This is a genomic window from Actinoplanes sp. OR16 (assembly GCF_004001265.1).
GTDB lineage: Bacteria > Actinomycetota > Actinomycetes > Mycobacteriales > Micromonosporaceae > Actinoplanes.
In genome coordinates this window covers 9230812-9252330 of sequence record NZ_AP019371.1, presented here as the reverse complement: position 1 = coordinate 9252330, position 21519 = coordinate 9230812, and the positions used below count along the sequence as shown (strand labels likewise).

The window sequence follows — 21519 nt, the reverse complement described above, 5'->3', positions numbered from 1 at the left end:
AAGGGCCTACCAGTGAGCAACACAGAGACCACGACTCTCGCGCCGGGGGTCCGCATCCTCGTCCGTGATGAGGAATGGTTGGTCCGCAGCGTCAAGACCGACACCCCGGACGGAACCATGGTCAAGGCCGTCGGCGTGTCCGAGTTCGTGCAGGACATGGAAGCCACGTTCTTCACCGGGCTCGAGACGGTCCAGGCGATGGAGCCGGAGGAGACCGTGCTCGTCCGGGACGCCTCCTCCCAGTTCCGGCAGAGCCGGCTTTTCCTCGAAGCGGTTCTCCGGCGTACGCCGCTGCCTCGCTCCGAGAAGGGCCTGGCCCTCGCCGACCGTTTCCTGCTCGATGCGCTTTCTTACCAGCAGAGGCCGGTGGAGCTTGCCCTCGCCGGGTTGCGGCCGCGCATCCTCATCGCTGATGTGGTCGGGCTAGGCAAGACCTTGGAGATCGGGCTCATCCTGGCTGAGCTGATCCGTCGCGGTCGCGGCGAGAGAATCCTTGTCGTCTCACCCCAGCAGGTCCTCGAACAGTTCCAGCGTGAGCTGTGGACTCGTTTCTCCATCCCTCTGGTTCGCCTCGACTCCACCGGCATCCAGCGCATCCAGCAGGAGATTCCGGCCGGGCGTAACCCGTTCACCTACTTTAAACGGGCGATCATCTCGGTCGACACGCTCAAGGATGCCGGACAGTTCGGCCACCATCTCGACGCCATCGAATGGGACGCCGTGGTGATCGATGAGTCACACAACCTGATCAACAAAGGCACCAAACGCAACGAGCTCGCCCAGAAACTGGCCCGTAGGACAGACGCGCTCCTGCTGGCGAGTGCGACCCCGCACAACGGTGACAAGGAGTCGTTCGCCGAGCTGATCGCGATGCTCGAGCCGGCCGCCATCAAGGACAAGAAGAACTACGAAGCGGCGGACATCAAGGACTACTACCTACGCCGGACGAAGATCAGCCCGGAGGTTCGCGATCAGATGGGGGATCGCTGGGCTGACCGTGGTCCTTCGCAGCAGGTCCGCTGTCTGGCGACCGAGCCTGAGGAGCGCGTGTTCCAGGAGCTCACCGAGGTCTGGCTGAGCGGCGAATGGAGCGATGAGCCGGTTCGTGGACAGAACAGGCTCTTCCCGTACACGCTCCTCAAGTCTTTCCTCTCCTCCCACAAGGCGCTTTCCGCGACCGTCGCCGAGCGGCGCAAGAAGACGGAAAGCCCGGCCGAGGAGCAGAACCTGAGACGGCTGGCCGGCCTGATCGACCAGATCTCCGACGACGACTCCAGCAAGCTCGACAACCTCGTAACCGAGCTGAAGAAGATTGGTATCGGGCCGCGGAGCAGCACTCGCGTCGTTGTGTTCTCCGAGCGGGTGCCGACGCTCAAGTGGCTCGCCGAAGTGATGCCGGAACGTCTGGGCATCAAGCCGAGCGCTGTTCGGGTGATGCACGGCGGCCTGACCGATACGGAGGAGCAGAAGATCCTTCAGGAGTTCGAGCTGGAGGGCAGCGACGTGCGGCTGCTCTTCACCGGCGACGTGGCCTCGGAAGGCGTCAACCTGCACCGCCAGTGTCACCACCTGATCCACTACGACATCCCGTGGAGCCTCATCCGGATCGAGCAGCGCAACGGCCGTGTCGACCGGTACGGGCAGCGCTACGAGCCGCAGTTCCGGGCGCTCATCCTGACCTCCGGCGTTGAGGGCGCCAAGGACGACCGCACCGTGGCCGAGAAGTTGCTCAAGCGAGAAGAGAACGCGCACCGCAGCTTGGGCAGCGTCGAAGCAGCCATCGGCGTCTACGACGCCAAGGTCGAGGAGGACCGGCTGGTCCGGGACCTGCTCAACGGTAAGAGCGTTGACGAATCGTACGAGCAAGGCATTGAGATCGACGTGCTCGCCGACCTGATGGCCGGCGCCAGCGACGAGCCGGTGGCGGCAGAGATTCCGAACGCCCGCGTCCCCCGGCTGTTCGCCTCCACGGAGGAGTTCACCGAGGCTGCGCTCCGGGAGCTGTACGACGATCGGCCGGAAGATGCCATCGATCTGCGCCGGGAGGAGGAGCTCATGACCTTCCTCGCCCCCGACGACCTCATCTACCGGCTCTCCGACCTGCCGAAGTCCTACCTTCAGGCGCACCGAGAGGGCGACAGGCTGCGGCTCAAGGTGACCTTCGACCGCAAGCTTGCCCAGCGCAAGCTGGACGAGGCGCGGCAGGCCAAGACCACGAGCTGGCCGGACATCGCCTTCCTCAGCGACGTCCATCCCATGATCGACTGGCTGATCGACAAGGTGCTCATCCGCCTCGGTCGCCAGCAGGCACCGGTGCTGACAGCGAACGTGGACGGCCCGGTCTTCCTGATCCAGGGTGTCTACGCTAACAAGCTGGGCCAGCCGACCGTCGTCGAGTGGATGGCGGTCACCGGACTCCCCGGCGAAGTCAAGGTCGAGAAGATGGACCACGTCCTGGAAGCCGCAGGAGTCGGGCCGAAAATGGTCAACCGGGCCGAGAGTGTCGAGCTAGACGCGCTGCAGAAGCTAGTCCCGGACGCTGTCGCGGCAGCCCGCGAGCACCTGGCGGCCGAACGGGAGGTCTGGGAGGAGGCGAATACGGCGCCCCTGAAGTCCTATCGGGAGAAGTTGACCGGCTTCGCCGCTGAGCAGACGAGTTTGTTCAAAGGCCTGCCTGCTGCGCTGCGTCGTACCGAGACCGTGGTCCAGCAGCAGCGTGACCTCGTCGATCGCCTCGAGACCATCCCTGACCCGCTGCTCCGGGTTCTCGCCGTCCTCGTCAAGCCCGGAGAGGGTGTCGCATGAGCTTTGATTCGCTGACCAACCGCGGTGAGTACCTTTCCGCGCACTACCTCGCCGAGGTCCTTCCCGCCACTATCAAGAGCACGCTGCTCAAGAAGTGGACCGAGGAAGAGAGGGACGGCCGGTCCACTCCGCGAACCGGGTTCAAGGGCCGGCGCCGCGACTATCTTGACGCCAAGGCCGAACTGAGCGATCTGGAACTCTTCGACGCCGAGCGGCTCCGCAAACTCAACCTCGAGACGCTGCGCGGCTTCGGCTTCGACCCGAAGCCGCAGACCTTAACGGTGGAACGCTCCGGCCAGGAATACGAGATCCCGGTCGCCCACCTGGAGTCCGGCGCCGGCTACAGCATCGTGGCGCTGCACTGCGGCTGGGCGGTCGACACCGACGCAGCCCAGGACGCGACCGAGGCCGGCCGTCTGCTCGAACCGGTCACGCTCGACGGCGGCGACACGATCGAGACCGGGGCGAAGCTGGCCTCCTGGCTGTTCGCCGCGACGAACAAGCCGCGCTACGTCCTGTTGCTCAACGGCGGCGTCGTCACCCTCGCCGACAGCACCGTCTGGGGCGAGGGCCGCTACCTGTCGGTCAGCCTCGACCTGGCCTATGGCCGCAACGATGACAAGGAACTCGACGTCGTCGCGGCCTTGTTCGGTTCGGACTCGCTGCGACCGCCCGCCGAAGGCGGAACGGAGCAGCTCGCCGAACTCGTCAACGGCTCCCGCCAGCATGCTGTCGGCGTTTCCAGCGAACTACGTGAGGGTTTGCGCGTCTCCGTCGAACTCATCGCCAACGAGGTCCTCGACCAGATCCGCCGCGCCGGGTACCAGCCGCAGGACGTCATGGAGCTCGACGAGCTCGCGAAGGAGCTGGGACAGGAGTCCCTGCGCTACCTCTACCGCATCCTCTTCCTCCTCTACGCCGAGGCCCGCCCCGAGTTGGGCGTCCTGCCGGCGAAGGACCGCGAGTACATCGAGGGTTACAGCCTGGCCCGTCTCGGGGACCTCATCTCGCGGAGGCTCGCGCCCTCGTCCGAGGACAACTTCCATCTGTACGAGTCACTCGACCTGTTGTTCCGCATGGTCAACGAGGGTCACCGTCCGCGCGGCAGCGCCCAGGTCGGCGAGAAGGCCAGCGAGGGCGTCGGCCTCCGCTTCGAGCCGATGAAGTCCGACCTCTTCCTGCCGGAGAAGACCAAGCTCATCGGCCGGCTCATCCCGCAGCCCGGCAGCGACCCCGACGACCCGGACGTGCCGAAGCTGGACACCAGACTGCGCAACAAGGTCCTCTACCAGGTGCTGCGCCGCCTGATGCTGAGCAAGGGAAGTAAGCGCGGCCGCGGTGGCTTCATCTCGTACGCGCAGCTGGGCATCAACCAGCTCGGCGCGGTGTACGAGGGCCTGATGTCCTACACCGGTTTCGTCGCCACCGAGCAGCTTTACGAGGTGGCAAAGGGCGGCGAGCCCAAGGACGGTTCGTGGATGATCCCGGCTTCCAAAGCTGACGAGTACGACGACTCGGTTTTCGTCCTGAAGGAAGACCCCTACACCGGTATTCGCAGCCGGATCCCGTACCGACCGGGCCAGTTCGTCTACCGCCTCGCCGGCCGCGACCGTCAGACGAGCGCGTCGTACTACACCCCGCAGTCCCTTACCGAGGTGACCGTTCAGCTCGCCCTCAAGTACCGCATCGAGGAGGAGCAGAAGGTCATCGACAAGGAGGGCTTGGGCGATAAGACCATGGCCCGACGGCTCCTGGACTGGACGATCTGCGAGCCGGCGCTCGGTTCGGGTGCCTTCCTCAACGAGGCGATCAACCAGGTAGCTGCGAAGTATCTGGAGCTGCGCCAAGAAGAGTTGCAGGTGGCCCTCGATCCAGAGCAATACCACCTCGAATTGCAAAAGGTTAAGGCCTACATCGCCCTGCACAACTCCTACGGCGTCGACCTGAACCGCACCGCGGTCGAGCTTGCCGAGGTCTCTCTGTGGTTGAACGTCATGCATTCCGGCCTGGAGGCTCCCTGGTTCGGACTGCATCTGCAGCGGGGGAATTCCCTGATCGGCGCCGGCCGGCGCATGTACCGTCCCGAACAGCTCTCTGACAAGTCGTGGCTGACCGTCGCTCCCCAGGACAAGCACTTCCGGGACGGCACCATCGACGAGGGCACCATCCACCACTTCCTGCTGCCCGGAGACGGCTGGGGTGCGGTCGCCGCAGAGAAGGAAGCCCGGGCTTTGGCGCCCGAGGCGATCGAACGGCTCAAGAAGTGGCGAGCGGCCATGAAGCGTGTTCCGTCGGCCAAGGCGACGCGCGCCAAGCCCTCCCAGGTCGCCCGCCTCCAAGCACTCGCCGGCCGAGTCGAGTACCTGTGGGATCTGGTCCAGCAACGCCTCGCGCTCTCCGAACAGGAGATCCGCCGCGACATCAAGGTCTGGGGCGCCGACGACGTCCCCGCCGTCGACGACGCGGTCCCCCGGGAGAAGATCCTCGCGGATCTGACCCGTCCCGGTACGCCCTACTGGCGGCTGAAGACTTTGATGGACGTCTGGTGCGCCTTGTGGTTCTGGCCGATCGAAAAGGTGGGCCTGCTCGACGGATCCGATGACGTCAGATATCCCGCCAGAACCGTAGAGATCACTTACGTCCGGGAAGAGCCGGAACTCGAGGAGCCCGTCACCTACGAGGTGACCGACATCTTCGGTCAGGTCCAGCCCCAGCAGCTCTCCATTCCAGCGAAGGCCACCGGCGGCACTCGCAAGATGACGATCGCCCACGAACTCAGCCGGCAAACACCGCTGGCCGACCTCGACGGCTGGCTGAGTTTCGCCGAAGCTCTGATCGGTCGCCGGGACCTGGACGAGGACACCGAGCACTTCTTCGGCCGGGCCTTCCGGAGTCTGCCCGAACTTAGTGAGTTCGAGGCGCAGCTTGATGCTCTCGTCGGCGTCGACTCGTTCTGGACCCTCAACGAGCGCTTCCCGTGGCTGTTGACCGCGGAGCAGATCGCCGGACGGCAGGGCTTCTTCCACTGGGAGCTCACCTTCTCGCACGCGTTTGCGAACGGTGGCTTCGATCTTCAAGTGGGTAACCCTCCCTGGGTACGGCCGGACTGGCGGGAAGGCGACGTTCTCGCGGAGAGAGAGCCGTGGTTCCGGCTGGCGGAGAAGCCCCCAGCGGAAGCCTGGGCGGCCCGCAAAGACACCGTTCTGCAGGACGGTGATCTACGCCGGAAATTCCTCACGGAACTGACTGGGGTCGCTGGCCTGGTCGACTTTCTGACCCATCCGGTGTCCTTCCCCCTGCTGACCGGAACGCGGCCCGATCTGTACCGGGCATTCGCCTGCCAGGTGTGGCGGCACACCGATCCGCACGGGTTCGCGGGTCTGGTGCACCCGGACAGTCATCTGGTGGGAGCGAAGGAGACTTCGCTGCGTACCGAGGCATACCGCCGCATGCGGGTTCACGGAAGCTTCATCAACGTCGGCAACTGGGCTTTCGATGACGCCGGGCGAACGCTGGAATTCGGGGTTCACATCTATGGCTCCGGCCGTGCCGTCGACTTCGTGCATCTGAGCCAGCTCTTCGCCGCGCGAACTCTCGCCGATTCGCTGATTCATGGCGGCGACGGTGAACTGCCCGGACAGAAGTACCACGGAGACTGGGACCGCCGGCCGCATCGGTCCCGGATAGTGCCGGTCAACGAGGACATGCTGAAGCAGTGGAAGATGCTTCGCGGCGACGTTCTGACCGCCGTCGACGCGACACCGCTATTGTTTCCCATCACGCTCGACGAGCAGAAAGCCATCGAGGCGCTCGCGGCGTACGCGCTGCGGATGTCGGCCACGGATGTGAACATCAGCGGCGGATACAACGAGACGACCGCGAAGCAGCAGGGGGTGATCCGGTACCAGGTCGGCCGTCCGGACGGCCTCGACGCCGTCGTCCTGCAGGGCAGCCACTTCGGTGTGGCCACACCCTTCGCGAAGGAGCCCAACGATCCTTTCCGCAATTCCAAGGATTGGGTCGGATGGAGTCTGGTCGAGCTGCCGGATCGTGTCGTTCCGCGTACAACCCTGGCACTGACGGAGGACGAGCTGTATTCCCGGTCGGGCCAAGAACTCTGGTGGGGCCGCCGGTCCACGGAGTATTACCGCCTGGCCTGGCGGGAGATGATCGATCCGAAGAGCACCGAACGGTCGCTTTTCGCAGCGCTCATTCCTCCCGGCCCGTCGCACATCCACGCCGTGCGGACCCTGGCGATGCGGTCTGCCCGGGACACCTGCCTGGTCGCGGGTTTCTGGGCCTCGCTGCCGCTCGACTACATTCTCCGCATCACCGGCCGGGGGCATCTGGACGTGGCCGATGCCAAGGTCATGCCCGCGCCGCAGCCGGACCATCCGCTGGCCACCGCACTACTCCTGCGCGTCCTGCGCCTCAACTGCCTCACTGCCGACTACGCCGATCTGTGGGCGGAGACCTTCGACTTCGCCTATCGGGCCGACAACTGGTGTGCCGAATGGGTGGATGCGCCACCACTCGGTGACGTCGCATCCGCCTGGAACACGGCCACCCCGCTCCGGGGCGAGCGGGAACGCCGCGCCGCGCTCGTCGAGATCGATGCGCTCGTCGCCGTGTGGCTGGGAATCGGTGTGGACGAGCTGATCGCCGTCTTCCGTTCCCGCTACCCGATTATCGCGGACCGTGAGGCCCAGATGTGGTTCGATGCCGCAGGGCGGAGAATCGCGGCCGACCCCTACGCATTCGGTCACCGGCAGACGAAGCCGGATCTCGAAGCCCTGATGCGCTATTTGGAGAACGACGGTGACGCTCCCGTGCCGGAGGGGTATCGAGCGCCGTTCGTTAAAGCCGATCGGGAGAACGAATACCGGCAGGCCCACGCGGTGTTCAGCAGGCGGCTCCAGGACGCGATGAACGCCGGATGGCAGCCGTCATGAGGCCGACCGTCGCGGCTGACACGCTTCAGCGGAACCTGACCCAGTACCTGACGACCACCTTCGGGCTCACCGAGGAGCGGGTCCGGCGTGGGCTGGAGGGGTTTCTCACCCATCCGGAACAAGGGGTGTTCCGTGGTCCCTACCTGCGGATTCGCACGCCCTTCCGCGTTGCCGACGACGGGTGGCGGGATGCCCTCGAATGGGCACCTGAGGGGTTCGGGCCGTATGTGCACCAGGCCAAGGCGTTTCGGCGGTTGTCCTCTCTCGGGAAGAGAGCCGAACCTACGCTGATCACCACTGGCACCGGGTCCGGCAAAACCGAGTCGTTCCTCGTACCCGTGCTTGATCATTGCCGGCGGCAGCGGCAGCAAGGCCGCGCCGGTGTGAAGGCCGTGCTGCTCTACCCGATGAACGCCCTGGCGACCGACCAGACGCAGCGCATCAACGAGCTGCTCTCCGACCCGGCGCTGAGCCAGGTCACCGCGGGCCTCTACATCGGTGATGTCGCCGCTGTCGAGTACGCGCACGTCATGACGAAGCGGTCGGAGATGCGCCGGAACCCGCCGGACATCCTGATCACCAACTACAAGATGCTCGACCTACTACTCCAGCGGGCCGACGACCTGCCGCTGTGGGAGAACGCCGACCCCGCGTACGTCGTGCTCGACGAGTTCCACACCTATGACGGCGCGCAGGGCACCGACGTCGCCATGCTGCTGCGGCGGCTCGCCTCCGCTCTCGGCGTGACGCAGCCGGGCCGACCGCTCGGCTCCATCTGCCCGGTCGCCACCTCGGCGACCCTGGGAGAGGGCGGCGACAAGGACGGCCGTACCGCGATCCGGGAGGTCGCTGAGCAGGTCTTCGGTGTGCCATTCGACGAGGACTCTCTGGTCGGCGAGGCTCGCTATACGTCGCATGAGTTCCTCGGGCCGCCGAACTACCAGCTGCCGATGCCTGCCCCTGAGCTGCTGGCAGAGCTGGACGACCGGACGCCCGCAATGATGGATCGTGCCGCCGAGCTTCTGCTCGGGGAGCGCTGTGCCGATGATCTCGCGCGGCTTGGCGTGCTGCTGCTGGAGCACCCGCTCGTCCGCAGCCTGCTCGAGTCGCTGGGATCGGATCCGCGGACGTTCGACGAAATCATCGAAGTGCTGCCGCGCAAAAGCCTGAGCGGCTGGGGAAGCCCCATGCACACTGCGCCCGATGTCACCGCGCGAGCGCTGGCTCGCATCGTCGGCCTGCTGTCGCTGGCAAGGAACCCGAAGGATCCGCGACGTCCGCTGCTCAACATCGAGACGCACCTGTGGGTGCGTTCGGTGTCGCGCCTGCTGCGCGGTGTCGGTCCGGACGCGACTTTCGGCTGGGACGGGGAGCAGCCCCGCGCGTTCGACCCGTCAGCTCCGGAAACCGACGCGGTCGTCACCGACAACCGGTTCACCCGGCTTCCGGCCATCTACTGCCGGCACTGCGGGCGGTCCGGATGGTCAGCGTTTTCCCCGGAACGCCAGCCGGAGGAGTTGGTCACCGAGCCGGACAAGATCTACCGCGCCGGTGTGGGGCGGGAGAAGCGGCGCGTACGCGCCTTTATCACCTCGACCGCCGATGAGGTCACCGAAGCGCTCACGCGCCCCAGCACTGCACCGAAGAACCTGTTGGTGCTTCAGTTCGGCAAGCGTGTGCGCCCGTTCGACAGGACGAAGGACCACGCGCTCGGCGAGGACGAGATTCCGGTTCTCGCCGATATCGTCACCATCGACGCCGCGGAGAAGGATCGCTGCCCCTCATGCGAGATGGACGGCGGCATCCGCTTCCTCGGCGCTGGGCTCGCGACTCTGGCCTCGGTGGCGATCACCCAGTTGTTCACCGGTGGTGAGCTGGGGAAGACCGAGCTCAAGACGCTGCTGTTCAACGACTCGGTCCAGGACGCCGCGCACCGGGCCGGCTTCGTCGCGAACCGATCGCACTCGTTCTCGCTGCGTGCGCTGCTGACCAGCCGCTTGGCGCCGGACCGTCCGATGACGCTGGACGAGCTGATCACCGACATGGTCGCGGCGGCCGCTGACCCGGCCGTTCTGGCCGCGGTCGTGCCGCCCGATCTCCATGACCAGCCCGGTGTCGATGAGCTGCTCGCGGGCGAGGGCGCCGGCAGCCACGCCACTTGGGAGCTCGTCGGTGAGCGTCTGGCGTTCGCTACGATCATGGAGATGGGCCTGCGCGCCCGGCAGGGTCGCACACTCGAGTTGACCCGCACCACTGCGGTCGATGTGGTTCTGGAGGATCCGAGGGCCGCCGCGAAGCTGTGCCGGGACGAGCACCTGCGTGGGGAGACCAACGGCGAGTTGCCGGATACGGCGCGATATCTCGCGTTCCTGCGCGGCCTGCTGGAGCGGCTCCGCACTCGCGGCGCGGTGTACCACGAGTGGCTGGCGCCGTACCTCAGACGCGGCGGCCGTCGATGGCAGATCTGGGGTGGCCGGCCGCCCGGCCTTCCCGCGTTCCCGGACGGTCTCTCGGCGCCTGCCTTCCTCATGTCCACGCCGCAGTCGAAGTCGATGTTCGACGCGATTCCCGCGCGAGGCGGCTGGTATCAGGACTGGACGATGCGCTGCCTGGGCCTGGACGCGGGGCAGGCGACGGCCTACCTCCAGCGGCTTCTGCCGACGCTCGCGTCGGCCGGCATCGTGGCCTCCGGAAGCACCGAGGACGGCAACACGGTCTACGGTCTCCAGCCCGGCCATATCCGGGTGACCAGGCTCGGTGACGCCGCGGCGGTGGCGGCGGGCATCGCCTGCGACACCTGCCACTGGGAACAGACTGAGCACCCGGCCCTGGTTGCCGACTGGGACGGTCAGCCGTGCCGGCAGTATCGCTGCCCCGGGCATCTGCGTGCCGCCCCGGATGAGACTGCCCTCGCCGACTACTATCGCCGGCTTTATCTAGACAGCGGAGTTTTTCGGGTGGTGACCGACGAGCACACCGGCATGCTCACCCGGGCCCAGCGAGAGACCGTGGAACAGCGGTTCCGGGAGGGTGTGCGTTACACCGACCCCAACGTGCTGTCGTGCACGCCGACACTGGAGATGGGCATCGACATCGGCGCGCTCTCTGCGATCGTGCTGGCGTCGTTGCCGCAAGGCCCGGCCAACTATGTGCAGCGTGCCGGCCGGGCAGGTCGTAAGAGCGGTAACGCGCTGGTGATCACCCTGGTCGGCCGCTCCGAGCGGGAGCGGTACTACCTGACCGAGCCGCGCGACATGATCGCTGGACAGATCATCCCGCCGGGCTGCTTCCTGTCCGCGGTGGAGATCCTGCGCCGGCAGTACCTGGCACACCTGATCGACCTGGCCGCTCGCGGCCGGTTCCCCGGGGTTATGCCGCTGCCGCGGAAGGCGCACATGCTGTTCGGCGTAGGCGGCTGGCTTGTCGGGTTCACCGAGGCCGCGCGCCGAGACGGGTTGCGCCTGGTCACGGACTTCCTGGACCTGTTCGGCGACAAGCTGTCGGAATCCGCGATCAAGCAAATGGAGGTCTTCGCCGACTCCGGCATCGTCAACCGGGTTGCCGAGGCGGAGGCCGCCTGGGACGAACGGCTCGACGACTTCCGACGCCGGCTCAAGGACATCGACACGGCGGTCAAGTCGCTGGTTCCCAGCGACCCCGATCACGCACGTGAGATCCGGATGCTGAAGGCGGAGGCCGGAGCTGTCCGTCGCCGGCTCGGCCAGGTCGGTGCCGCCGCCGCACACGGGACTCTCGTCGCGTTCGGTCTGCTTCCCAACTATGCGCTCATCGACACCCGGACGTCGCTGGAGGCCACTCTCACCTGGGAGGAGCGGACGGAAGGCGACCGCCGGTTCCACAGCGAAGTGCGCGAATACGATCGCCCGGCCCAGCAGGCGCTGACCGAAATCGCCCCGGGGAACACCTACTACGTCCGCGGCTACAAGCACGAGATCTCCGGGCTGGACATCGGCCCGGCGGAACGGCCGACCTACCGCAAGTGGCGGGCTTGCGCTCGCTGTGGTTACGTGCGCACCCATCTGGCCGAAACCGACACCAGCGCGTGTCCGCGCTGTATGGACCCAGGCATCGCCGACCACGGCCGGTTGTTCCAGGTGTTGCAACCTACCCGCGTTCTCAGCCGTGACAAGCGTGACGATGCGACGATCCGGGACGACAACGACGATCGGGATCGCCGTTTCTATGCCACCACGGTCGCGGTCGACGTGGACCCGCAGCACGTCGCCGGCTCGTGGCGGCACGATCGTGAGACGTTCGGCGTCGACTACACCAGGCACGCCAAGGTACGGCGGTTCAACCTGGGGGCCCAGCGCTTCGACCGGGTCGCCGAGTTCTTCGCCGGCGACGAGGTCCGGATCAACCCGTTCCACACCTGCGTGAACTGCGGCGGCACCACGGTGGACGGGGCGCCGCCGGTCGGTCAGATGGTTCTCGCACAGGCCGCCGGTACGGCCGTGGCCGTAGGCGCTGAGCACCACCGGCCGTGGTGTCAGTACCGGCGGTCGCCTGAGACGGCCAAGCACATCGATCTGATCCTCGCCCACGAGCTGGAGACGGAAGCGCTGCGGATCCTGATTCCCAGCACCGTGGACGTCGTCGACGAACGTGTGGTCTCCTTCGCGGCGGCGCTGCGTCTGGGCATCGCGGCCGAGTACGGAGGCGATCCCGCTCATCTGCGAATGGTGCGGGCCACCATGCCGGACGCTGAAAGCGGCGGCACCCGCAACTTCGTCGTCGTCTACGACACCCAGCCGCAGGGAACCGGCTACCTTGACCGGCTCGCCGAGTCGGAGAAGTTCCGGATCGTGATGAAGAAGGCACGGGCCATCCTGATGGCCTGCGTCTGCCAGCACGAGGGCCGGCCGGCCTGCCACCGTTGCCTGCTGCGCTACGCCCGCAACGACGAGTTCCCCCTGATGAGCAGGTTGGAGGCGCTCGGAGTTCTGGAACGGCTGCTGGACGGATGGAAAGTTCGGGAGGGTACGCGGACCGATGCCATCTCCCTCGTTCATCAGGTGGAGAGCGAGCTGGAGCTGCTGTTCCTGCGCAAGTTGATGGCGCGAGCGGACGACCCGGCGGCCGGGATGCGATTCGAGCGGGCAACCGATCAGAACGGCGCCCGGATCGCCGACATCCGCTTCACCGCACCGAACGGCAGGGACGTGCGGCATTGGCAGATGAAGTTGCAGAACACCATCCACGGCACCCGGCCCGACGTGCTGTTCCGCCGTCTCGATGGTGACTCGGCGCCGGTCGCCGTCTATCTCGACGGCTTCAAGTACCACGCCTCGCCCGAACACAACCGGCTCGCTGACGATGCCGACAAACGGGCCCGGCTGCGGGCCCACGGCTATCAGGTAATCGCGCTGACCTGGGACGACATCACTGGCTGGCAGCAGCCGACGGAGCCGGGAACCTGGGATCCGTACGGCGGCAACGCCCAGAGCGCTGCTCGTACGGTTCTCAAGCAGGCAGTTCCGCACGCTCAGCCGGAGGAACTTCGCCGTGTCTGGGCCAACCCGGCCGACTTGCTGATGAACTTCCTGGCGGATCCGGATGCCGGCCACTGGCGGCATCTCGCCGTAGCGACCGTCAGTGGGTTGCTCAGGCAGCCCACGGAGAAGACGTCTGCCGACTCCGGCGCCATCGGCGATGGCATTCACGCATCGGTCCGTGGGCAGAAGCTGCCAGGGGCAGTCGCTGGACAGATCCACCTGTTCCGGGCGGGCGACAGTGCCCGCTATCCGCTCACTTTCCTCGTCGACCAGCGTCAACGGCCGGCGCCGGTCTGGTCGGCGCTGGCCGTTGTCGACGACCGCCCGTCCGCGGTTTCGACCGCTGAACACAAGGCCCAGTGGGCGAGATGGCTGTGGTGGTCCAACATCATCCAGTTCCTCAACGGGCCCGGGGACGGCGCTCAGCTCGCGTACACCGCATTGGATGCCTTTGATCCTGCGTTCCTCGCGGTGACCGAAGGCAGCGGCTTGGTAGCGGCGCAGCGCGCCTTCGACCTTGATGAGGAGACCGCGGCATGGCTCGGTGCGGCCCCGAATGCCGCGCCGCCGGCTGAACCGGTCGACGCGGTCGATCCGGAATGGGAGGACACGTTGCGTTTCGTGGATCCCGAGGAGCCGGAGCTCGACGGGTTGATGCGGGCCCTGCTCAAACGCAATCTGCCGGTTCCGGTGGCGGGATACGAGCTTGGTGAGCAGGGCTGGCTGGCCGAATTCGCCTGGCCCTCCCAGCGCCTCGCCATCGTCCTTTCCGGGGCCGATGACGACCCGGAGATCGAAGACCGGAACAAGGCCTATGACGCGGCCGGTTGGCATGCCCGCACTGCACGGGAGTGGTCCGCGAAGGACCTCGCCGCGCTCATCGACGGTACGAACGGGGGTGCACGCGGATGAGCACCGAAGCGACGCTGCGGATCATGAACGGTGCACACAAGGAGATGACCAGCCTGCCCCGGCAGGAGCAGGGTGCGGTCTACGAGTTCATGAACAGGTTCAAGGCGAACCATCGGGACCCGATTCTGCACGTGCAGGCCGCCGCCGTGGACTCCGAGATGCTGACGGCGCGGATCGACGGCTCCTATCGTGCCCTGCTGCTGCCGGTGGGCGAGCGGGATTACCTGCTGGCGGGGGTGAAACATCGCGACGAGGTTGCGGACACCCTCGCCCGGCAGGCTTTCCGCATCAACCGGGTTACCGGCGGGATCGAGGTGATCGACCTCGCACAGGTGGCTCGGGGCCCTGCTTCGGAGGAGGCGCGGCCGCCGCTTTTCGGTGCCTATACCGACGACCAGCTCCTGGCTCTGGGCATCGCTGAGCCGCTGCTTCCCCAGGTGCGTGACCTCAGCAGTGAGGAAGAGCTGACCGGACTCGTCGGCCGAGCCCCGCAGCTGACCGCCGACGTGCTGGTTGCGCTCGCTGCCGGCACATCGTACGACGACGTCTACGCGCAGATCACCGAGCCGGTCGAGGCCGAGGCGCCGGTGGACCCGGATGACCTCACCGCGGCGGTGAACAGCCCGGCCACACAGGTCTTTTCCGACGACGAGGCACTTCAGGCCGTGCTGGGGCAGAAGTTCGAGCAGTGGCAGGTCTTTCTCCACCCGACTCAGCGCAAACTGGCCGAGAAGCCGACCACCGGCCCCACCCGTGTCGGCGGCGGTCCGGGAACCGGCAAGACGATCGTCGCGCTGCACCGGGTCGCCCACCTCGTCCGGCAGCTGCCAGCCGGCAAGGACAAGCCGATCCTGCTCACGACCTTCAACCGCAACCTGGCCGCGGATCTGCGCACCCGGCTGATCGCGCTCGGCGGTCAGGAGCTGACCGCCCGGGTCGACATCGTCAACATCGACAAGCTTGCGGCACGGGTGGTTTCCGAGGCCAAGATCGGCGCCGGGAAACGGATCGTCGACGACAATCGCGTTCCTGGCCTTTGGCAGACCTTCCTGCTGGAAATCGGGGAAAAGGCCTGGGATGCCGACTTCCTGTACGCCGAATGGACGCAGGTCATCCTCGGTCAGGTACTCAACTCCCGCAACGAGTACTTCCGTGCCCGGCGTCCCAACCGTGGCCGTAGCCTCACCCGCGGCGAGCGTGACCAGGTATGGCAACTGACCGAGCAGTTCACCAACTGGCTCGACGGCCAGGGCGTGTGGACGTGGCGACAGGTCGCGGAGCGGGCGGCCCGGCTGGAGATGGACCGCGCCGCTCGTGCGGCTGCCGCTGCCGAGGAGAGCTCGGGCAGCCTCTTGCGACACCGGTATCGGCACGTGGTGGTCGACGAGGCTCAGGACCTCAGCGCAGCGCACTGGAAGATGCTGCGGGCGATGGCGCCCGTTCTCGGCGATGACATGTTCCTCGCCGGCGACACGCATCAGCGCATCTACGACAACCATGTGACCTTGGGCAGTCTCGGCATCAACATCCGCGGCCGGTCGTCGCGATTGACGCTGAGCTATCGGACCACCCGGCAGATCCTCGCAGCGGCTCTCGAGATCATGAGCGGTGAGGTCTACGACGACCTCAACGGCGGCGAGGAAAACCTGGCCGGATATCGGTCCCTGCTGCGTGGCACCCAGCCGACCTTCCGTGCTGCCGCCACCTGGAGTCAAGAGCTTGACCTCGTCTTCGACCAGGTCAAGGAGTGGGGTTGCCCGGCCGACGGTTCGGTGGCGATCTGTGTGCCGACTCGTGAGCTCACCGCGGCCGTGGCGGCGCGGCTTCAGCAGGACGGCGTGCCGGTCACCGAAATCGGCCCGGACGGGCCCAAGGGTGCGGGCGGGGTGCACATCGGCACGATGCACCGGTTCAAGGGCCTGGAATATCAGCGGATGATCATCGCAGGGGTCAGCCACGGTCTGATCCCCCGCCAGATGATCGACCAGTTCGCGAGCAGTGATCCGAAGCGTTACCAGCGGGAACGGCAGCGGGATCGGTCACTGTTGTTCGTCGCCGCGACTCGTGCACGCGACGAACTGGCCGTGTTCTGGCATGGCACGCCCAGCCCGTTCCTCACCAGCCGGTTGATCCAGCAGCGGCTTTCCGAGGAGCCCGCGGCACAACTCGGTCTCGATCGGCAGGCCTTGTAAATCAGCGCGCGGGCCGGCGGCTGTGTGAGCGCCGGCCCACGCTGCCCGGCCGCCAGCAAGGTATCCCGATGCGTACGCAAAAATGCACAGCGGGTGGTCGAACGGGGGAGGGGCCGTGCCGGGACGGACATTGAACGGCGGACGCTATGAGCTCGAGGAGCTGCCGCTTCCGGGCGGCGCGATGGGCCAGGTGTGGTTCGGGCGGGACACCAAACTCGACCGTGACGTCGTGGTCAAATTTCCTCGGCTGCCGGGTGGAGACGACGACGAGCAGGTCCGCCGCCGTTTCCGGAGGGAGTGGCGGATAACCGCGAAGCTCGAGCATCCCGGCGTGCCGGCGATCTACGACGTGGGCGCCGAGAAGGGCCGGCCGTTCATCGTCATGCAACGCGTTCACGGCCTGACACTCGAGGATCTGATCGAGGAAGAAGGGACGCTGCCGATCGGCTGGGCGGCTGGGATCGCTGCCCAGGTCTGTGCGGTGCTTGCCGTCGCGCACGCCGCCTCGCTGATCCACCGCGACCTCAAGCCGGCCAACCTGATCCTGGAGCCGCACGGCGGCATCAAGGTGCTCGATTTCGGCCTGGCGGCCGCCCCGTCCCTTGCCGAGTTCTCCCGTATCACGCAGACCGGCACGCGTCTGGGAACCCCCGCCTACATGGCGCCGGAACAGATCGAGGCCGGGGTCAGCGGTCCTCTGACCGACTTGTACGCGCTCGGTTGCATCCTTCACGAGCTTCTGACCGGCAAACGCCTGTTTCCCGGCAAGAACTCTCACGATGTCATGGCTCGTCAGGTCAACGACGTGCCGCCGCTGTTGCGCTCGGCCCGCCCGGACACGCCGGAGCCGCTGGAACGGGTAGTCGCTGACCTCCTCCGCAAGAAGCCCCAGGAGCGGCCGGTCGATGCTGAGAGCGTCTATGACCGGCTCTTGCCGTACGCGACCGACCTTGCTCCGCTGGCAGCAGGCATGAGCCCGTCCGCTTCGAACCGGGCCGCCCACATGTACGCCGGCGCGCTGAGCAGGGTTTCCGTTCCTCAGCGGCCCTCCCACGGCGAGGCGGTGCGATGAGCGGCGAGGCGCGGCTCAGGGTCATGGACCGGGCCGAGAAAGAAATCATGAAGCTGTCCCGTACCGACATCGGGGCGGTGTACGAGTTCATGCACAAGTTCAGGAACAATCCTGAGCAGCCAGGGCTGGATCTCAAGACCCTCCAGGGCGACAGCCGTCTGCTGGCCGCTCGGGTGAAACGCGATATCAGGGCGCTGCTCCTGCACATCGGGGAGAGGGACTATCTCCTTATCGGCGTGGAGCACCGAAGCTCGGTCTACGAGGACCTCGACCGGTACGCGTATCGCATCAACCGTGTCACGGGTGGCCTCGAGGTGATGGAAGTCGACCCGATCGACACCCAGCCGGTCGGCGACAGCATCATCGGGCGAGTGCTCGGCCCGGAGAGTGAATCGGCAGCCCTGTTCGACGCGTACACCGACGCCCAATTGATCGAACTCGGAGTGTCCGAACCGCTGCTGCCGGGGATCCGCCGGATCGCCAGTGAAGAGGAGCTGGTGCAGCTCGTCGACAGGGCGCCGCAGGTGACCACGGATGTGCTGTTCGCCCTCTACGACGGCAAGTCCTACGACGAGGTACTGGAGCAGGTCACCAAGCCGGTCCGCACGGCCGACGACGTCGACGTCGACGACCTCGCCGCGGCGGTACAGAGGCCGGCCACTCAGGTGACCACCGACGACGAGGCGCTGAAGTTCATGCTTGCCGAGTCGTTCGAGCGGTGGCAGGTCTTCCTGCACCCGACGCAGCGTCGGCTGGTGGAACGTCGTTACAGCGGTCCCGCCCGGGTCGGTGGCGGTCCGGGCACCGGGAAGACAATCGTGGCGCTGCACCGGGTCGCCCATCTGGCACGCCAGCTGCCGGCCGGAACGGACAAGCCGATCCTCCTCACGACCTTCAACCGCAATCTCGCCGCTGACCTGAAGGCTCGGCTGACGACCCTCGGCGGCGACGAACTGCTGGAGCGCGTCGACATCATCAACGTTGATCGATTGGCCGCCCGTGTCGTCGCCGAGCAGGAGCCACGAGCGCCGAAACGCAAGCTCGACGACAACCAGGCTCCCCAGCTCTGGCGGAAATTTCTGAGCAAGGAGGTCGGCGAAACTGGATGGGATGCTGACTTCCTTGCCGCGGAATGGGACCAAGTCATCCTCGGGCAAGCCTTGACCTCCCGAAACGACTACTTCAAGGCCAGGCGACCGTATCGGGGTCGCAACCTCAACCGTGGCGAGCGTGACCAGATCTGGGATCTGAGCGAGCGCTTCGCGCGGTGGCTGGCAGCCAGTGACTCGTGGACCTGGCGTCAGGTCGCGGTACGAGCGGCCGGGTTGGAGATGGCGCTGGCTGCCGGCGGCGGGTACCGATACCGGCATGTGATCGTGGACGAGGCACAAGACCTCTCAGCCGCTCACTGGCGGATGCTCCGGGCGATGGTCCCGGTAGGAACGGACGACCTGTTCCTCACCGGCGACACGCATCAGCGCATCTATGACAACCAGGTGACCCTCGGCAGCCTTGGCATCAACATCCGGGGCCGATCATCGAAGCTCACCCTGAGCTACCGCACCACCCGGCAAATCCTGGCCGCCGCGTTGGAGATCATGAGCGGTGAGAGCTACGACGATCTGGATGGTGGCGAAGAGGATCTGGCCGGCTACAGGTCGCTGCTTCGAGGCGGACAGCCGTTCTTCTGCGGTGCCCCGACGTGGGACGAGGAGCGCGATCTGATCATCACGCAGCTCGACGACTGGCACAGGCCGCAGGACGGTTCCGTGGCGATCTGTGTGCCGACAAAGGAACTCGCCGCCGATGTCATGAAGAGCCTGGAGTCGGAGGGCGTCCGCACTGTCGAGATCGGGCCGGACGGGCCAAAGGAGAGCGACGGTGTCCACGTCGGGACGATGCACCGGTTCAAGGGCCTGGAATATCAAAGGATGATCATTGCGGGCGTCACCGATGGCCTGGTGCCTCGATCGATGATCAATCGGTACCGGGACACCGATGCGAAGAAGTATCAGCGAGAACGGCAGCGGGATCGTTCACTGCTGTTCGTTGCGGCCACCCGGGCGCGCGACGAACTGGCAGTCTTCTGGCACGGAGCACCCAGCCCGTTCCTTTCCCGCCGGCAACAGTAGACGGTCATTGCAGCGCTTCCAGAACCTGCAGGATTCTGGGAAGCGCATGGAATCGCACATCTCCGCGGGTGGGCTGTTCTCCTAGGGTCATGGACAGGCCCCGCACATGGGGCAACCGCGCCAATATCTCGTCGAGGTTGTCCGGTGACACGTCGAGACTGGTGAGAACAGGACGAGACTGTGCCAACTCGTCGAGGTCCTCGATCTGGAACTCCTCCTCGTATTCGGGCGAGCTGTCCCGCAGGAACGCCCACGAGTTCGCATATTCCGTCAGCACCTCGACCTGGAACATCGCAGCGTTGATATCCGGCTCGGCGTCGTAACGGCTGAAGACCCAGCTGGGATCGTCGTCATGAGAGATGTCGATGCTGGCGTAAATGATGCCGATGCCCGCCCCTCTCAATGCCAGCCGGACAGGATGCGGCGGTATCGCAGTGGTGATCGTCTGAACCCATTCGACCCCGACTGCCGCAACGACTCGTAAGACATCAGCCGGATCGGCATGCAGGTTCATGGCGAGGGCGAGAGGTGTCCCTCGCAGTGCCTTACGGATCTCGACTGCCGTTTCGACCGTGATGGTCCGGTCATCAGCGAAGCGAGGGTCCGGATCGATGCAGACGCCGATGATGTCGGCGCCGTGCGCTTCGAGAGAGGCAGCCTCGGCGGCGGACCGCACCCGATCGACCTTGACTGTCTTAGTCGTCATACCGCACCACGCTCCCCACCAAGTTTTCCACGCCCCGGAAATCGTGGGGTATCACCCAGACCCGGCCGACGGTGTTCGTCGAGATCTTCCAGTACGGCGACCCCTCAGGTGTGTGCCGACCGCCTCCTGGGTGTACTTGAATGAGGGTGATCTCCGGATGGTCCTTCACCCGTACGTGTACGGCTTTGCCTGAGGTCCCCTTCTTCGTGGACTGCTGGACGTAGGAAGAGTAGCCAGCGGCGTTGAACTTCTCCGAGATCGCCTCCGCTGATTGGCCGACCAATGATCGCGGGTTGCTGATGATGGCGTCCACGAAAGCGTGCGGCGAACCACTCTCGTGCTGCCTGCCGTCCGGCCCATGTTCTGGGCCGGGTGCGCTCGTGCTACCGCCGGATCCGCTTCCGGCATCGTCCGCAGAATTCGGCCGGCCGAGTCGCTCGGCGAGCATGCGAATTCGGTCGAAGATCTCCTCCAGGCTGCCGATCTTGGAAACCAGTCGGCGCAGGCTGTCGAGGAGGCCACGGACGAAGCGTTGAATCTCGTCGGCCCACCGCGCGACGAGCGCGGTTACCTGTCCGATCACGGCCGGAGTCGCGAGGCCGAGCGTGAGCCCCTCCGCAGCAAGCCATTGCGGCAGCCGCACGGCCAGAGTGGCGACGAATTGGGCGATCAGATCGCGGACCATCTCGCGGACCAGGGCGACGAGGAGCCCCGCACCTCCGACAGCGGACGAGATGCCCGCCGCTCCGGCGCTGATTCCCTGCAGAACGGCGAGGTGCTCGTCGGCGCGGGAGCGGTAGGCATCGCCGGAGTCGCCATGCCATGCGGCCGAATCGGCGCTGATTCGCTCAGCGAGGTCCTGCCGCGCCGCCTCCATGAATGTGGCCACGGTGTTCCAGGTGGCGGCATGAGCAGCGACCTCGTCGGCGCTTCCAGCGAGCCAATCCAGCGCTTCCTGCAACGGCCGCACGTGCTCGATGAGCCATCCGATGCCCCAAGCGGCGAGTGTGCCGAGCGGATCGATGGCGACGGACAACGCATCAAGTGATGCGCCCACCCCGCCGAGGCTGAGATCTACCCAACTGTTGTCGCGGATTCCTTCGACGATCTGGTGGGCGTCTTCGAGCAGCCCGAAGCCGGTGATCCCGATCGTGGAATCCTGAGGTGCGGCGATCAGCGGACTGGTCACGATGGATATACCGCTACGTGTGTCGTTCGGCTCAATCGTGGTG

General features: G+C 66.2%; 8 protein-coding genes. 6 read left to right on the top strand and 2 right to left on the bottom strand.

The features are described from left to right. Positions 1-12: 12 nt before the first annotated feature. The 6 genes from EP757_RS42485 (at position 13) to EP757_RS42460 (ending at position 19581) form a co-directional block, all read left to right on the top strand. Complete coding sequence (locus EP757_RS42485) at positions 13-2805, top strand: helicase-related protein (RefSeq protein ID WP_127553978.1); 2793 nt, start codon at positions 13-15, stop codon at positions 2803-2805. Further along, positions 2802-7757: a DNA methyltransferase gene (locus EP757_RS42480; protein WP_127553977.1), complete on the top strand. Its 4956-nt coding sequence runs from the start codon at positions 2802-2804 to the stop codon at positions 7755-7757. The genes EP757_RS42485 and EP757_RS42480 overlap by 4 nt, the downstream gene beginning before the upstream one ends. Then, positions 7754-14185 carry a DEAD/DEAH box helicase gene (locus EP757_RS42475; RefSeq protein ID WP_127553976.1) on the top strand — a complete coding sequence of 2144 codons (6432 nt, stop codon included), beginning with the start codon at positions 7754-7756 and terminating at the stop codon, positions 14183-14185. Before EP757_RS42480 ends, EP757_RS42475 begins: the two co-directional genes overlap by 4 nt. Beyond that, complete coding sequence (locus EP757_RS42470) at positions 14182-16377, top strand: UvrD-helicase domain-containing protein (protein ID WP_127553975.1); 2196 nt, start codon at positions 14182-14184, stop codon at positions 16375-16377. Before EP757_RS42475 ends, EP757_RS42470 begins: the two co-directional genes overlap by 4 nt. A 130-nt stretch (positions 16378-16507) precedes the next feature. Next, on the top strand, positions 16508-17449 hold the full coding sequence (locus tag EP757_RS42465; RefSeq protein ID WP_232050291.1) for a serine/threonine-protein kinase: 942 nt from the start codon (positions 16508-16510) through the stop codon (positions 17447-17449). Beyond that, positions 17446-19581, top strand: coding sequence for a UvrD-helicase domain-containing protein (locus EP757_RS42460; protein WP_127553973.1), 2136 nt, complete (start codon positions 17446-17448; stop codon positions 19579-19581). Before EP757_RS42465 ends, EP757_RS42460 begins: the two co-directional genes overlap by 4 nt. A 4-nt stretch (positions 19582-19585) precedes the next feature. Here the strand turns inward: EP757_RS42460 and EP757_RS42455 are convergent, their stop codons facing one another. Both EP757_RS42455 and EP757_RS42450 read right to left on the bottom strand, forming a co-directional pair. Continuing rightward, positions 19586-20287 carry a hypothetical protein gene (locus EP757_RS42455; RefSeq protein ID WP_127553972.1) on the bottom strand — a complete coding sequence of 234 codons (702 nt, stop codon included), beginning with the start codon at positions 20285-20287 and terminating at the stop codon, positions 19586-19588. Further along, complete coding sequence (locus EP757_RS42450; RefSeq protein WP_127553971.1) at positions 20277-21476, bottom strand: WXG100 family type VII secretion target; 1200 nt, start codon at positions 21474-21476, stop codon at positions 20277-20279. The genes EP757_RS42455 and EP757_RS42450 overlap by 11 nt, the downstream gene beginning before the upstream one ends. Positions 21477-21519 lie beyond the last annotated feature (43 nt).

Excerpts from the sequence above, each read along its gene's own strand:
- EP757_RS42480 (WP_127553977.1), top strand. The coding sequence starts at position 2,802 with ATGAGCTTTGATTCGCTGACCAACCGCGGTGAGTACCTTTCCGCGCAC.
- EP757_RS42475 (WP_127553976.1), top strand. The coding sequence starts at position 7,754 with ATGAGGCCGACCGTCGCGGCTGACACGCTTCAGCGGAACCTGACCCAG.
- EP757_RS42470 (WP_127553975.1), top strand. The coding sequence starts at position 14,182 with ATGAGCACCGAAGCGACGCTGCGGATCATGAACGGTGCACACAAGGAG.
- EP757_RS42460 (WP_127553973.1), top strand. The coding sequence starts at position 17,446 with ATGAGCGGCGAGGCGCGGCTCAGGGTCATGGACCGGGCCGAGAAAGAA.
- EP757_RS42455 (WP_127553972.1), bottom strand. The coding sequence starts at position 20,287 with ATGACGACTAAGACAGTCAAGGTCGATCGGGTGCGGTCCGCCGCCGAG.